Annotated in this window: 14 protein-coding genes and 1 riboswitch; of the genes, 4 read left to right on the forward strand and 10 right to left on the reverse strand. The window is 69.3% G+C overall.

Annotated elements, in window-relative coordinates:
• Positions 1-453 (reverse strand): GNAT family N-acetyltransferase, encoded by a 453-nt coding sequence (locus tag LOS8367_RS05225; protein WP_242665505.1) that lies wholly within the window; start codon positions 451-453, stop codon positions 1-3.
• Complete coding sequence (gene cobW, locus LOS8367_RS05230) at positions 450-1,514, reverse strand: cobalamin biosynthesis protein CobW (protein WP_085895413.1); 1,065 nt, start codon at positions 1,512-1,514, stop codon at positions 450-452. The genes LOS8367_RS05225 and cobW overlap by 4 nt, the downstream gene beginning before the upstream one ends.
• 45 nt (positions 1,515-1,559) lie before the next feature.
• On the opposite strand from cobW, the gene LOS8367_RS05235 reads away from it, so the two are divergent.
• Complete coding sequence (locus LOS8367_RS05235) at positions 1,560-1,889, forward strand: DUF1636 family protein (RefSeq protein ID WP_085895414.1); 330 nt, start codon at positions 1,560-1,562, stop codon at positions 1,887-1,889.
• On the opposite strand, the gene LOS8367_RS05240 is transcribed toward LOS8367_RS05235, so the two are convergent.
• Positions 1,886-2,563: a CbtA family protein gene (locus LOS8367_RS05240; RefSeq protein ID WP_085895415.1), complete on the reverse strand. Its 678-nt coding sequence runs from the start codon at positions 2,561-2,563 to the stop codon at positions 1,886-1,888. The genes LOS8367_RS05235 and LOS8367_RS05240 overlap by 4 nt on opposite strands.
• Positions 2,564-2,573: 10 nt before the next feature.
• Complete coding sequence (locus tag LOS8367_RS05245; protein ID WP_085895416.1) at positions 2,574-2,744, reverse strand: CbtB domain-containing protein; 171 nt, start codon at positions 2,742-2,744, stop codon at positions 2,574-2,576.
• A gap of 35 nt (positions 2,745-2,779) precedes the next feature.
• A riboswitch (cobalamin riboswitch) is annotated at positions 2,780-3,002 on the reverse strand.
• A 163-nt stretch (positions 3,003-3,165) separates the two neighbouring features.
• On the opposite strand from LOS8367_RS05245, the gene smc reads away from it, so the two are divergent.
• Positions 3,166-6,621 carry a chromosome segregation protein SMC gene (gene smc, locus LOS8367_RS05250; RefSeq protein ID WP_085895417.1) on the forward strand — a complete coding sequence of 1,152 codons (3,456 nt, stop codon included), beginning with the start codon at positions 3,166-3,168 and terminating at the stop codon, positions 6,619-6,621.
• Positions 6,622-6,961: 340 nt separating this feature from the next.
• On the opposite strand, the gene LOS8367_RS05255 is transcribed toward smc, so the two are convergent.
• The 6 genes from LOS8367_RS05255 to LOS8367_RS05280 all read right to left on the reverse strand — a co-directional run bounded on the left by LOS8367_RS05255 (position 6,962) and on the right by LOS8367_RS05280 (position 12,356).
• On the reverse strand, positions 6,962-7,699 hold the full coding sequence (locus tag LOS8367_RS05255; protein ID WP_085895418.1) for a MauE/DoxX family redox-associated membrane protein: 738 nt from the start codon (positions 7,697-7,699) through the stop codon (positions 6,962-6,964).
• An 82-nt stretch (positions 7,700-7,781) separates the two neighbouring features.
• Positions 7,782-8,984: a lytic murein transglycosylase gene (locus tag LOS8367_RS05260; protein ID WP_085895419.1), complete on the reverse strand. Its 1,203-nt coding sequence runs from the start codon at positions 8,982-8,984 to the stop codon at positions 7,782-7,784.
• Positions 8,985-9,048: 64 nt separating this feature from the next.
• Positions 9,049-9,930 carry an adenosylcobinamide-phosphate synthase CbiB gene (cbiB, locus tag LOS8367_RS05265; RefSeq protein ID WP_242665511.1) on the reverse strand — a complete coding sequence of 294 codons (882 nt, stop codon included), beginning with the start codon at positions 9,928-9,930 and terminating at the stop codon, positions 9,049-9,051.
• Between the two features lie 20 nt (positions 9,931-9,950).
• A complete protein-coding gene (locus tag LOS8367_RS05270) occupies positions 9,951-10,898 on the reverse strand; it encodes a threonine-phosphate decarboxylase (protein ID WP_085895421.1) in 948 nt (315 codons plus the stop codon).
• A complete protein-coding gene (locus LOS8367_RS05275; RefSeq protein ID WP_085895422.1) occupies positions 10,895-11,278 on the reverse strand; it encodes a DUF1636 family protein in 384 nt (127 codons plus the stop codon). The genes LOS8367_RS05270 and LOS8367_RS05275 overlap by 4 nt, the downstream gene beginning before the upstream one ends.
• A 79-nt stretch (positions 11,279-11,357) precedes the next feature.
• Positions 11,358-12,356, reverse strand: coding sequence for a glutathione S-transferase family protein (locus tag LOS8367_RS05280; RefSeq protein ID WP_085895423.1), 999 nt, complete (start codon positions 12,354-12,356; stop codon positions 11,358-11,360).
• Between the two features lie 177 nt (positions 12,357-12,533).
• On the opposite strand from LOS8367_RS05280, the gene LOS8367_RS05285 reads away from it, so the two are divergent.
• Both LOS8367_RS05285 and LOS8367_RS05290 read left to right on the forward strand, forming a co-directional pair.
• On the forward strand, positions 12,534-13,271 hold the full coding sequence (locus LOS8367_RS05285) for an SDR family NAD(P)-dependent oxidoreductase (protein ID WP_085895424.1): 738 nt from the start codon (positions 12,534-12,536) through the stop codon (positions 13,269-13,271).
• 275 nt (positions 13,272-13,546) lie between these two features.
• Positions 13,547-14,395 (forward strand): DUF481 domain-containing protein, encoded by an 849-nt coding sequence (locus LOS8367_RS05290; protein ID WP_085895425.1) that lies wholly within the window; start codon positions 13,547-13,549, stop codon positions 14,393-14,395.
• Positions 14,396-14,415: the final 20 nt, after the last annotated feature.

A 14,415-nucleotide genomic window follows, 5' to 3' on the forward strand; every position in this document is an offset into this window, starting at 1 on the left:
TCACAGCCGCTTCTCCATGAAGACGCTCGACCCGTTCTCGGCGTAATCGCCGAACGGGCCCCGCACGGCGAAGCCGTGCCTTGCATAGAGACGATGGGCGGCGGCCAGCTTGTCGCCCGTCTCCAGTCGGATCAGCGGCAGCGCCTCGTCGCGCGCCGTCCGCTCCAGCCGATCGAGGAGCAAGGCGCCCACGCCGCGGCCACGCGCCGCTTCGGCGACGAAGACCGATTTCAACTCGCCATAGCCCGGTTTCACGTGAAGCGCGCCGCAGCCCAGCGGCGCGTCGTCCTCATAGGCCGCGAAGAACCGGATATCGGCAGCGTCGAGCGCCTCGATCGGCAGGAAATGGTTTTCCTCGGGTGGGTAGAGAGAACGCATCAGCGCTTGGCTCGCCTCGATCAGCGCGCGCGGACCGGGATCGGTCGCGCGCGCCCGCTTCACGGTGACGCTCACGCCGCCAGCGCGGCCTCGATCGCCGCGCGGTCGAGTCCTGCCTCGCCGATCACCACCAGCCGGGTCTCGCGGGGGTCGGCACCGAAGGGGCGGTCGAAATGCGTGTCGATGCGCGGACCCACCGCCTGCAGCGTCAGCCGCATCGGCTTGCCGGTCACTGCGACGAAACCCTTGAGCCGCAGGATGTCATGCGCGCGGATCACCTCGGCGACCTGCGCGGCGAAGGCCTTCGGATCGGCCACCTCGGGACGCGTCACCACGAAGCTCTCGAACTCGTCATGGCCGTGGTGATGCGCGGCGTCGTGGTGGTCGTCCTCCTCGTCGTCGTGATCGTGGTGGTGATGCACCTCGTGGCGCGCCTCCATGTCGGCCTCGGCCGCGGCCCCCTGGCCGAGCAGCACTTCGACGGGCAGCGCGCCCATAGTGGCGCGCACCACCTGCACGCCGTCGCGGGCCTCGGATTTCAGCTTCGCGGCCAGCGCCTCGGCCTCCTCCGCGCCCAAGAGGTCGGTCTTGTTGACGACGATCATGTCGGCGGCGGCGATCTGGTCCTCGAACAGCTCCGACAACGGCGTCTCGTGGTCGAGGCCGTCATCGGCGGCGCGCTGGGCGTCGATCGCGGCGATGTCATGGGCGAAACGGCCTTCGGCCACCGCCTTGCCATCGACCACGGTGACGACACCGTCGACGGTCACGCGGGTTGAGATACCGGGCCAGTTGAAGGCGCGGATCAGCGGCTGCGGCAGCGCGAGGCCGGAGGTCTCGATCACGATGTGATCGACCGGCTCGTCGCGGTCGAGGAGCTTTTCCATGGTCGGGATGAAGTCGTCGGCCACGGTGCAGCAGATGCAGCCATTCGACAGCTCGACCACGTCCTCGTCGCGGCAGCTCTCGATGCCGCAGCCCTTGAGGATGCCGCCATCGACGCCGAGATCGCCGAATTCGTTGATCACGAGCGCGATGCGCTTGCCGCGGGCGTTCTCGAGCAGGTGACGGATCAGCGTGGTCTTTCCGGCGCCGAGAAAGCCGGTGACGACGGTGGCGGGGATCTTTGCGGGCATCGGGGTCATCCGTTACTGGTCGGTGCCAAAGCACCGGGGGTGGAAATGGACTGCATCACGATCTGCGCGACCTGCGCTACGCCGGGGCAGGCGCCACGTGGCGCGGCGCTGGCCGAGGCGGTGGCCGAGGGTCTGCGCGAGGGCTGCGTGCTGCGCCTCGTCGATTGTCTCAATCTGTGCCATTCGCCCGTGGCCCTGTCGATCCGGGGGGCGGGCAAGACGGCCTATCTCTTCTCCGGGGTGGACCCGGCCACGCAGGCGGCCGAGATCCATGTTCTTGCCGATCTCTATGCCGAGGCGCCCGGCGGCGACATCACCGATGCGCGGCCGCTGGGCGGGCTCAGGCACCGGCTGGTGGGGCGCATCCCAGGCTAGGCCTCGCGCGACCAGATCCAGCCGGCGGCGAGACCCAGGAAAGCCCAAGCGGCGGCCGAGACCCCGAGCGCGCGCGCCGAGAACATGGCGGCCAGCTCCGGTGCGGCGCTGCCAAAGTAGCGGTCGAGATGCGGCGCGCCGATCAGATGCGGCGCGGCGATCAGCGCCACCCCGCCAGCGAGCCAGGCCGGGCCGCGACCGAAGGCCATCAGCGCGAGGCCCAGCGCGGTCGCGATCACGCAAAAGGCCCACCAAGTCTGGCGCTCGCCGATCTCGGCGGCAAAGGTGCCCGGCAGTTCCGGCGGCAGCCCGAAGGCCGGCGCCAGCGACAGCGCCACGAAGCCGCCGAGCCCCCACAACAGCCCGCGCCGCGCATCCACCTCGACGCCGCGCCGGGCCGCGAGCGCGAAGCCCGCCGCCAGCACGAAGCCGAAGCCGATCCAGCCGACGATGTTGATGGCGAGCGTGCCCAGATGGCGCCCCATGGCGTCGCCCAGCGGGGGCGCCCCGGCATCCGATCCGATATGGCCATCGGTGAAATGCGCCCGCGCGCCGGACTCGTAGAGCTCGGCTTCCATCAGGAGGGGCACGACGAACCACAGCTGCAGGAGTGCGGCGAACACGCCTGCGGCCAGGCCGGCGAACAATGCGCTGGCCCCGATCTGTTTCAGCATGATCGTGCGATCAGTGGCAGGGAAAGCCGGTGGCGTGGCGCGAATCATGGGCCACGTCATGCATGCCGCCGGCGTGGCTGAAGCCCGCGGCGAAGATCAGCCCGAGGCCGAACACGGCGGCGAAGGCGATGGTGGCGATCTCGGAAAGCGTGCCCGAGGAAGCGATGGTCTTGGTCGTCATGTCAGTTCTCCTGTCCCGTCCACCCGACGGGGTCCTGGGTTTCATCGCGCAGGGCCGGTCTCCTGGCTCGCGGGTCGTGGCATCCCTCCACCTTCCCGGGATCTCTCCCAGTGGTTTCGAAGGGACGCTCACCGCTTACAGTCGCGGGGGCGGCTGCGGCCGGGGGCCTCCTGACTGGATCGGCCCCTTCCGCATTCCCGATTTCCTCCCCTCGGGCGCTTCGCGCCGCATCGGGGAACCTTGCGCCTTCGTTCTGCGCTGTCGCACCGCCCCGCGTCAAGCGCCAAGCCTTGGTCGAATGGCTTGGCCGTTGCGGGCGAAACGCGGCGGAACCCCGCGCGCAAAGGGCCGCGCGCGTTGACTTCGCGCCCCCCTTTCCCGCATAGGCGCGCGACCACGAGCGCGAACGAGGGCGGCTTTCATGCGATTCTCCCGGCTGCGGCTGAACGGCTTCAAGAGCTTCGTCGACCCGACCGATCTGGTGATCGATGACGGGCTGACCGGCGTGGTGGGGCCCAATGGCTGCGGCAAGTCGAACCTTTTGGAGGCGCTGCGCTGGGTGATGGGCGAGAACCGCCCCACCGCGATGCGCGGCGGTGGTATGGAGGACGTGATCTTCGCCGGCGCCGCGACCCGTCCCGCGCGCAACCATGCCGAGGTGACGCTCTCCATCGACAATGGCGAGCGGCTCGCACCGGCCGCCTTCAACGATGCCGACACGCTGGAGATCGTGCGCCGCATCACCCGCGATCTCGGTTCGGCCTACCGGCTCAATGGCAAGGAAGTCCGCGCCCGCGACGTGCAGATGCTCTTCGCCGACGCCTCGACCGGCTCGCAATCGCCCGCCCTCGTGCGGCAGGGCCAGATCTCCGAGCTGATCAACGCCAAGCCGACGGCGCGTCGCCGCATCCTCGAAGAGGCCGCGGGCATCTCCGGCCTGTACCAGCGCCGCCACGAGGCCGAGCTTAAGCTGCGCGGGGCCGAGCAGAACCTGTCCCGCGTCGACGACGTGGTCGAGAGCCAGGCGGCGCAGCTCGCGACGCTGGCGCGGCAGGCCCGCACGGCGGCGCGCTACCGCGAGATCGGCACGGCGCTGCGCGCGGCCGAGGGATTGTTGTTGTGGCTGCGCTGGAACGCCTCCGAGACGATGCGCCGCGCCGCCGAGGAGGAGCTGCGCGAGATGGCGCAGGCCGCCGCCCGGGCCGACGGGCTCGCCGCCCGCGCGGTCGAGGCGCGCGCCGCCGCCGAGGCCGCGTTGCCGCCCCTGCGCGAGGAGGCGACGATCGCCGCCGCCGTGCTGAACCGCCAAGAGGCCGAGCGGGATCGGCTGCTCGATCAGGAAAAGCGGGCGCGGGGAGCGATCCGGGCCCTGGGCGCGCGGATCGAACAGCTCGACCGCGACATGGAACGCGAAAGCGTGCTCGACCGCGACGCGGGCGAGACGATGCGCGCGCTCGAGGCCGAGGCGGCGGAGCTGGCTCAGGCCGGGCAGGGGCACGAGGCGCGGCTGGCGCAGGTCGAGGCGGTGGCCCGCGAGGCGGGCGAGATCCTGTCCGAGGCAGAGCATGCCCAAGGCCAGCGCACCGAGGACACCGCCCGGCTCGCGGCGCGGCATCAATCGGCGCAGCGGTTGGTGGCGGAGGCCCGGACCCGTATCGCCAAGAGCGCCGAGGCGGCGACGCAGACGAAGGCCCAGCTCGACGCCGCCGGCACCGCCGCGTCACAGGCCGAAACCGTGCTGGCCGCGGCCGTCGAGGCCGAGACCCAGGCAAAGGTCGCGGCCGAGGCCGCCGAGGCCGATCTGGCCCGGGCCGAGACGGAGCGCGCGCAGGCGCAATCCGACGAGGCCGAGGCACGGGCCGCCCGCGCGGGCGTCGAGGGCGAGGCCAAGGCGCTGCGCGCCGAGGTCGCTGGTCTGGCGCGCCTGGTCGAGCGCAGCGACGGCAAGGGCCAGCAGCTTCTCGACCTGCTGAAGGTCAAGCCGGGCTTCGAAAAGGCGCTGGGCGCGGCGCTGGGCGACGAGTTGAAGGCTCCCGTGGTCGATGCGCGCGGCACGACCGGCTGGGCCGAGTTGCCCGGCTACGACGCCGACCAGCCGCTGCCCGATGGCGCCGAGCCTTTGGCGGACCTCGTCCATGCACCGGGCCTGCTGGGCCGCCGACTGGCGCAGGTCGGCGTGGTCGCGCGCGATCGGGGCGCGGCGCTGCAAGGGCGCCTGAAGCCCGGTCAGCGCCTAGTCAGCCGCGAGGGCGATCTGTGGCGCTGGGACGGCTACCGCGCCGGGGCCGAAGACGCGCCCTCGGCGGCGGCGCTGCGGCTGGAGCAGATGAACCGACTCGCGGCGCTGCGCGGTGAACTGGAGGTGATCGAGGCGAAGCTGGAGGAGCTGACCGAGCGCCATGCCGACGCCGCGGCCGCGCTGGAGCGCGCGAAGGAGGTCGACGCCCGCGCCCGCAGCGCCCGCCGCGCCGCCGAGACGGCGCTTTCGGAGGCCGCGCGCGCGCTCAGCCGTGCCGAGGGCGAGAAGGGCCGCGCCCAGACCCGCCGCGATGCCGCGAGCGAGGCGATGGGCCGGCACGAGGCCGAGGGCCGTGCCGGGCGCGAGGCGCTGGTCGAGGCCGAGGCCGGGCTGCGTGATCTGGATGATCTCGACGCGGCGCGCGAGGCCGTGGAACAGGGCCGCCAGCTGGTCGAGGCGGCGCGGATCACCATGATCACCCGCCGCTCCGAAGCCGACGAGATCCGCCGCAACGGCGAGGCCCGGGCGCGGCGCGCCGAAGCGGTGGCGCGCGAGCTCGACGGCTGGCGTCAGCGCGCCGAGACCGCGCGGGGCCGGGTTGGCGAGTTGACCGCGCGCCGTAGCGAGACCGAGGCGGAGCTGGAGCGCGCCCGCGAGCGGCCCGAGGCGATCTTTGCCGAGCGGCGCACGCTGGATGCGGGCATTGCCGAGGCCGAGGCGCGGCGCGACGCCGCCGCCGAGGCGCTGCGTACGGCCGAGGGCGCGCTTTCGGATGCGCAGGCCGCCGAACGCGCCGCCGAGCGCGCCGCCTCCGAGGCGCGCGAGCGTCGCGCCGCCTCCGAGGCGCGCGCCGAGGCCGCCCGCACCGCCGCGACCCAGGCGGCGGAACGGATCGAGGAGACGCTGGAGACCACGCCCGAGGCGCTGTTCGAAACGCTGGAGATCGGCGCGCTCGCGCCGCCGCCCACCGAGGAGGTCGAGGCCAAGGTCGCGCAGCTGCGCCGTCAGCGCGACGCGCTGGGCTCGGTCAACCTGCGCGCCGAGGAGGATGCCGAGGCGATCCGCACCGAGCATGACGGCCTCGTCGCCGAGAAGGCCGATCTCGAAGAGGCGATCCGCGCCCTTCGTCAGGGCATCGGCAGCCTCAATCGCGAGGGGCGCGAGCGGCTGCTTGCCGCGTTCAGCCAGGTCAACGAGAACTTCGGCACGCTGTTCACGCATCTGTTCGGCGGCGGCGAGGCGCGGCTCACTCTGGTCGAGAGCGACGACCCGCTCGAAGCCGGGCTCGAAATCCTGTGCCAGCCGCCAGGCAAGAAGCTCTCGGTGCTGTCGCTGCTGTCGGGCGGCGAACAGACGCTGACCGCGCTGGCGCTGATCTTCGCGGTGTTCCTCGCCAATCCGGCGCCGATCTGCGTGCTCGACGAGGTCGATGCGCCGCTCGACGACGCGAACGTCACCCGGTTCTGCGACCTGCTCGACGAGATGACCCGCCGCACCGACACCCGTTTCCTGATCATCACCCACCACGCGGTGACGATGGCGCGGATGGACCGGCTCTATGGCGTCACCATGGGCGAACAGGGTGTGAGCCAGCTCGTCTCGGTGGATCTGCGCAAGGCCGAGCAGATGGTCGCCTGACTGGTTGCTTCGGGGACGAAGCAACTCGTGATTGAAGAACCAAACAAGAACACTTGAGATAATTCGCCGTATTTGGCAAGACTTCCTCTTGCCGCGACACTTCGCGGCGAGGGGAGGTGATATGCATTGACCGAAGCCAGCTACCGTAAGTGGATGGTGGTCGTCGCAGTGGCAACGCTGGCGCTGACTGCCGTCCGTCTCTGGGTCGGGAAGTAATCCCGGCAAAGAGAAACCCCGCAGAGCGGCAACTCTGCGGGGCCCTGATCAGGGATGAGACATCATCGACCGATCGCTACCGTATGGCCGATATAATGTGCATCGGCTGCGGAATTGTAAAGGCTCAGAGCAGCAGCCGGATCAGCATCCACAGGCCCATCCCGGCCATCATCACGTTCTCGGTGAGCGAGATGAACCCCAAGGGCACGTTGCTGTCGCCGCCGACACAGGCGCATTTCAACTCGCGCTTGTCGATCCAGACGGCCTTGATGACCGAGATCGCGCCGACCGTGCCGATGAACAGCGCCAGCGGCGCCGAGAACCAGGTCAGCAGCAGCGCCGTCATCAGCACCCCCGCGATCCCCTCGGCCCAGGGATAGACATAGGCATAGGGCACCCAGCGCTGCGCCAGCAGATCATAATTGAGAAACCCGTTGGTGAAACTCTCCACGTCACGCAGCTTCTGCAGCGCCAGCAGGCACATTGAGATCGAGATGAACCAGCCGATGGTCTGCCAAGCGAGGAAGCTGCCCAGCGCCACCCATGTCACCGCGATGGCGAGCGCCAGCCCCATGCCGAAGATCGCGATCACCGGCTGGTAGGTCGTGCCCTCGGGCTTGGCGGGTTTCATGTCGAAATGCGCGCGCAGATCGTCGTAGCCACCGATGCGCTTGCCATCGATGAAGGCCTGAGGCGTCGTCTTCACGTCGTGCTCGCGCATGAAGGCGTCGGTCGCCTCGCGCGTGGTCAGTTCGTGATCCTCGACTTCGTATCCCTTTGATTTCAGAAGGTGCAGGGATTTCTGCCCGAAGGGGCAGTGATGCTTGGGCATCGACATGCGGTAGAGTTGGGCCTGGGCCATCGCGGGGGCTCCCCTTCGTTGGAGACTTGCCCCCGCAACGCCCTTCCCGGGCTGGAAGGTTCCCGGGCGTTTCCTTCGCGCCTCAGAGCGCTTCGAGTAGCGCTGGGGTCGGCCAGGCATCGGCGGGCAGGCCCAGCCGCTGCTGTTCAGCCTGCACCGCCTGCCGGGTCATCTCGCCCAGAATGCCGTCGGCGCCGCCCACGTCGTAGCCGCGCGCCTGCAGCTTTTCCTGCAACCGGACCATCTGCTCGCCCGAGAGGCCCGGGGCCGGGTTACCCGCGTCATAGACCGGTGCGCCCTCGAGCCGGTTGGCGAAATAGGCGGCGGTGGTGACGTAGACGAGGCTCTGGTTCCATTCGAAATAGACCCGGAAGTTCGGATAGGCGAGGAAGGCGGGGCCGTCCTTGCCCATCGGCAGCAGCACCGAGGCGGGCAGATCGGCGGAGCCGAGATCGCCATTGCGCGCCGAAACGCCGAGCGCCTGCCATTCCGAGACGGGCCGCTGCGTATCGAGCCCGGTCAGGCTCCAGTCGAGCGTCTCGGGCAAGGTGATTTCCTGGAGCCAGGGCTCGCCCGCGCGCCAGCCAAGGCTCGAGAGCATCTTGCCGCCCGACAGCAGCGCGTCGCGGGCCGAGCCCTTCAGGTCGACGCGGCCATCGCCGTCGCCATCCATGCCGTTCTCGATGATGTCCTCGGGCAGCATCTGCACCTGACCGATCTCGCCCGCCCAGGCGCCGGTGGTCGAGGCGGGGTCGATGCCGCCCTGCGCATAGAGCTCCACGGCAGCGAGGAGTTGCGGGCGGAACAGCTCGGGGCGGCGGCAGTCATGCGCCAGCGTCGCCAGCGCGTTGGCGGTGTTGAAGTCGCCCTGCACCGCGCCGTAATCGGTCTCGAAGGCCCAAAAGGCCAGCAGCACGCCACGCGGCACGCCGTAGTCGGCCTCGATCCGGTCGAAGGTCGAATCGTATTTCTCGGCGTTGGCGCGGCCATTGGCGATGCGGTTCTCCGAGATCAGCCGGCGCGAGAAGTCGATGAAATCGCGCTGGAACACGCCCTGCGCGCGGTCGGCCTGCAGCACCGACTGGTCGGGGCGCACGCCCGAGAAGAAGATGTTCACCGTATCAGGCGCATGGCCCATCGCGGCGGCCTCGGCCTTCACCCCTTCGACCCAGGCGCCGAAATCGCCGCCACAGGGCGGCTTGGGGCCGGTGGCTTCCTGGGCCTGCGCGAAGGCGGGCAGGGCCGCGAGGATCAGCGGGGCGGCGAGACGGGCGGTATGGCGCATATGTAAATGTCCTGACAATTGCGGGTCGCGGCGGAGCCTGACAGCGGCCACCGGCGGGGGCAACTCACGTCCACGCCAGCACGATCACCACGCAAAGTCCCGCCGCCCATGCCTTCCACAGCATGGCGCAGGCGGCCTCGACCGCTGCCGCGCCGATCTCGCGCAGGCCTTGTGGATGGACCCAGGGGAAGTCCTGCATTCGGCCGTGATAGGCGCGCGGGCCCGACAGCGCCACGCCCAGCGCACGCGCCATCGCCGCCTCGGGCCAGCCAGCGTTGGGGGATCGGTGCAGCCGGGCATCGGCCGAAATCTCGCGCCAAGGGCCGGGGCGCCCCGAGACCAGCCAGATCAGCAGCGCGGTCAGGCGCGCGGGGATCCAGTTCATCACGTCGTCGAGCCGGGCAGAGGCCCAGCCGAAGCCCTCATGGCGCGGCGTGCGGTAGCCGATCATCGAATCGGCGGTGTTGACGATCTTGTAGATCAGCAGCCCCGGCAGCCCGCCGATCAGGAACCAGAAGGCCGGGGCGGTGACGCCGTCGGAGAGGTTCTCGGCGGCGCTCTCGATCGCGGCGCGGGCCACGGCCGCCTCGTCCATCGCGGCCGTGTCGCGCCCGACGATCATCGAAACCGTGCGGCGCCCCTCGGCGAGCGATTGCCGTAGGCCGGTGGCCACGGCGCGAACGTGATCGACGAGGCTGCGCTGCGCGAGCAGGATCGCCATGACGAGGATCTCGGCAAAGGGGCCGGGCAGGGCAGCCAGCGCCTCGCCCAGCGAATAGGCGCCGAACACCAGCGCCGCGCAGGTCAGCACGCCGCGCCCGCGCGCCGGGCCGCCGGTGTTGAGGCTGCGATCGAACCAGCCAACCACCCGCCCCATCAGCACCGCCGGGTGCGGCACCCGGCTCCAGATCTCCTCGGGCTCGCCGAACACCGCATCGAGCGCCATGGCGATCAGCAGCCAGAGGCTCACAGCGCGGCCTCGATCTGCCCCCAGCGATCGGGGGCGGGCAGGCCGAGCCGCAGATGCGTGGCCGACCACGGGAAAATCCGGCTCCAGACATGGCCACGGGCCAGCCGTTCCTGCCAGGCCGCCGCGTCCTCCACCTCATAAAGGCGGAACAGGTCGGTGCCTCCGGCGACGCTCGCCCCCCGGGCAGTCAGCATCGCGTCGAGCCGCGCCGCGTCCGACCTCAGCCGTTCGCGTGTCGTCCTGGCCCAGCCCTGATCCTCGAGCGCCCGCGCGCCGATGGCCAGCGCCGGTCCGGAGACGGGCCAAGGCCCGAGGCTCTCAGCCAGCGCCTCGATCAGCGCGGGCTCGGCGATGGCGAAGCCGAGGCGCAGCCCGGCGAGACCCCAGAACTTGCCGAAGCTCTTGAGCACCACCGTGCCGGGGCGCCCCGCAAGGGCCACGAGAGACGCGTCGGGACGGATGTCGCAGAAGCTTTCGTCGATCACGGCGAAACCGGCGGTGATCTCCGAGGCCTGCCAGATTCGGCCATCGGGGTTGTTGGGGTGCACCGCCACCTGTGCCTTGGCCGAGCGGGTGGTGATCTTCCAGCCGGCGGCGGCAAAGGCCGCCTCGTGCTCGTTATAGGTGGGGCCGGGGATGCGCACCGCGCCGGTCGGCGCAAGGCGCGGCAGCCGCGCGATCAGCGCCGAGGCCCCGGGCGCGGCTAGGATCGCGGCGCCCTCCGGCACCCGCCAGAACCGGCGCGCGGCGGCGACCAGCCGGTCCTGCGCGGCCCGGTCTGGCAGCGCGGTCCAGGCGTCGAAGGGCAGGGCGCCTACCGGGTAAGGCACCGGGTTGATGCCGGTCGAGAGGTCGAGCCAGCCCTCGCGCGTGCCGCCATGCCGGGCGATTGCCGCGTCGAGGCCGCCGCCATGATCGCGGCTCGTCAGGGTCGCGTCGCTCATTCGGCGTCCGGCAGCGGCGGATGGCGGGTCACGAAATGCCCCTTCACCGCCTGCGGCCATGTCCTGTAGGGCACCTGGCCCGTCGCGCTCTCGCCATGCAGCACCGCCCAGTCGACGATGCCGCGCGCGGCTTCCTCGGAAACCTCGAACCGGCCCAACGTGTAGTTCAGCTTGCCCGCTGCCTGCACCGCGACGTTGCAGCCTTGTTGGCAGCCCATCAGGCAGGAGGTGCGGCGGGTGCGCACCGGCAGGCCCTCGGCCGCCTGCTCGACGAGGTTGGCGAGGCGTTCACCATCGGTCGCGCCGGAGGTTTCGTCCCAGCCCTCGCGCTTGCAGGTGTCGCAGATGGTGATCCAGGTGGTGGGGCTTTGCGTGCTCATGGCGGCGGTTCAAACCGAAAACCGCCCGGTTCACAAGCGGAACGGGGCGGTTGGAGGGCTTGAGGCGAAGACAGGCGGCTCAGGCGGCGTCGCGTGCGCCGATCTCGTCGCGCCCATGCGGCGCCATCAGGTCGAGATCCGGGCCGATCGGCACGATGCGGTGCGGGTTAATCGTCTCGTGGCTGTAATGGTAGTGATGCGTGATATGGCCGAAATGCACCGTCGGGGCGACGCCGGGCCACTGGTAGAGTTCCCGCGTGTAGCCCCACAGGTTCGGGTATTCGACGAGCTTGGCGCGGTTGCACTTGAAATGCCCGTGATAGACCGTGTCGAAGCGTATCAGCGTGGTAAACAGCCGCCAATCGGCCTCGGTGATCCGATCCCCCATGAGATAGCGGTTCTCGGACAGCCGCGCCTCGAGCCAATCGAGGCTGTCGAACAGGTCTTCCACCGCCTCGTCATAGGCCTCCTGCGAGGTGGCGAAGCCCGCCTTGTACACGCCGTTATTGACCGTGTGATAGACGCGCTCGTTGACCTCTTCGATGCCGTCGCGCAGCGCCTCCGGCCAGTAATCGTCGCGATTGCCGGTGATCTCGTCGAAGGCGCCGTTCAGCATTCGGATGATCTCGGCGCTCTCGTTCGAGACGATTGTGTCGCGCTGCTTGTCCCACAACACCGGCACCGTGACCCGGCCGGAGATCTTTGGATCGGCACGGGTATAGATATCGCGCAGGAAAGGCAGGCCGAACAGGCGATCGCCGGTGGCGCCGGCGAAATCGGTGCGGAATTCCCAGCCATCCGACAGCATTTCGGGATGCACGATGCTGACATCGATATGCGCATCGAGCCCCTTCAGGGCGCGAAAGATCAGCGCCCGGTGTGCCCAGGGACAGGCATAGGAGACGAACAGGTGATAACGGCCGGATTCGGCTTCGAAACCGCCCTCGCCCGTGGGGCCGGGGCGGCCATCGGGCGTGATCCAGTTGCGGAACTTGGTGGTCGTGCGCTCGAATTTGCCGCCGGTCGATTTCGTGTCGTACCAGACATCCTGCCATTCGCCGTTCTGCAGACGTCCCATGATCGCTCCTCGGTTGCTGCGGATCGCCGACATCTAGGTCCGAATATCGCGTTGCGTCAGCCTCGTGCACGAACAGGTGTTGTGCGGTGCGGGGCCGGAACCGGGGTCCGAGGCTGCCGGAACCGCTACGCGGCGGCCCGGTTGTCTTGGCGACGCATAGGATGGAGGGCAGGGCAGGTGCGGGACTGGCAAGGCAAGCGGTACTGGCTGGTCGGCGCGAGCGAAGGGCTGGGGCGCGAGCTTGCCTTCTGCCTGAGCCGGTCGGGCGTGGAACTTGTCTTGAGCGCGCGCGGGCGCGATCGGCTCGAGGCGCTCGCGGCGGCGTTGCCGGGCCGTGCCACGGTGCTGCCGCTCGACGTCACCGATGCCAAGGCGGTGCAGGCGGCCGCGTCGGACGCAGGCGAGATCGACGGGGTGGCCTGCCTCGTGGGGACCTGCTGGCCGATGAGCGCGCGTGACTGGGACGAGGCCCGGCTCGAGGAGATGGCGGCGGTCAATTACATCGGCCCCGCCCGGATCGTCGGCGCCGTGCTGCCGGGGATGCTATCGCGGGGACGCGGCCATGTCGTGCTGACCGGGGCGCTGAGCGGGTTCCGTGGATTGCCACGATCGGTGGGCTACGGCGCTTCCAAGGCGGCGGTGATGCATCTGGCCGAGTCGCTGCACCATGATCTGAGAGGCAGCGGGGTCGAGGTTCAGCTCGTCAACCCGGGCGCGATGCGCACCCGCCTAGGTGAGCGCTCGGACGCGCCCGCTCCCTTCGCGATGGAGCCCGCCCGCGCGGCGCGCGAGATGTTCGAGCATATGAGCTCGGACCGGTTCAAGATGAACTTTCCCTATGGCACCTCCCTGCTGATGCGCAGCGGTCAGTTCCTGCCCGACTGGGCCTATTTCCGTCTCTATGGGCAGCGCTGACCCTAGCTGGTCACCAATGAGTTGCCAATTTGCAACAGCCTCACTCCGGCCGAGGCCGTGCTGCATTCCGTAACGTTAATTGTGTTTGACCCTGCGTCGGGCCGGTTCATATTCCGGAGCGAAGGGGGCGGAACGATGTCGTGTTGCAAAAATGCCCCTCTCGTGTGCCTTCGGTTGCAGGAGGGGATCGGATTTGCGAAGGCCGCGTTCAGCGACCATGGAACCCGCAACGGAACCGGTCACAGGCCGGCCTCTGGAACCGAAAGGACAATGAAATGACTGCCACTTACAAACTGCTGATGGCCTCGACCATCCTCGGCCTGATGGGCACTGCCGCCGCCGCTCAGAACTTCGACGACGTCAACAGCCCGGTCTTCAGCTCCGAGAACCAGCTCGACGACACGCTGGAGGATCTCGACGAGGACATCGAGGACGACTTCGAAGTCGAAGACCCGACCTTTGGCAACGAAGGCCGTGAACTCGGTTTCACCGGCTCGATCTCGGCCCGCGGCACCGCCACCAGCGGCAATGACGACACCGCGACCCTCGGCCTCGGTGCCCGCTTCGGCTTCTTCGACGGCGTCAACGGCCACGAGGTCAAGCTGAGCTACTCCTACTTCGACGCCGAAGAGGAAGAGGACGACCTGAACCGTCTGCTCGCCGGCTACGACTACACCCGCGACTTCTCGGACACCTTCTACGGCTTCGGCACCGCGGTCGTGGCCTATGACGAGGACGACACCTTCGAAACCGACGCCTTCGTCGGCGTCGGCGTGGGCTACCGCGTGTTCAACACCCCCGACGTGCAGTGGTCGATCCAGGCCGGTCCGGGCTACCGCTACCTCGAGACCGCCGAGGGCGAAGAGATCGACGAGGCCGCGCTGTCCGTGTCGTCGAACTACTTCAACCGGATTTCGCCGGACCTGTTCATCACCAACGACACCGACGTGATCGCCTCCGACGCCGACACCTATGTCACCAACGATCTGGGCGTCACCGTCGCGATGAACAACGCGCTCGCGATGCGCACCAACCTGTTCACCGAGTACCGCACCGACCCGGCGCCCGGTGACGACGACACCGACAACACCCTTGGCGTGTCGATCGTCTATTCGTTCAACTGATCTCCCTCGATCGGTTGCAT

Origin of the sequence: Limimaricola soesokkakensis (assembly GCF_900172345.1) — a bacterium.
GTDB classification, from domain to species: domain Bacteria; phylum Pseudomonadota; class Alphaproteobacteria; order Rhodobacterales; family Rhodobacteraceae; genus Limimaricola; species Limimaricola soesokkakensis.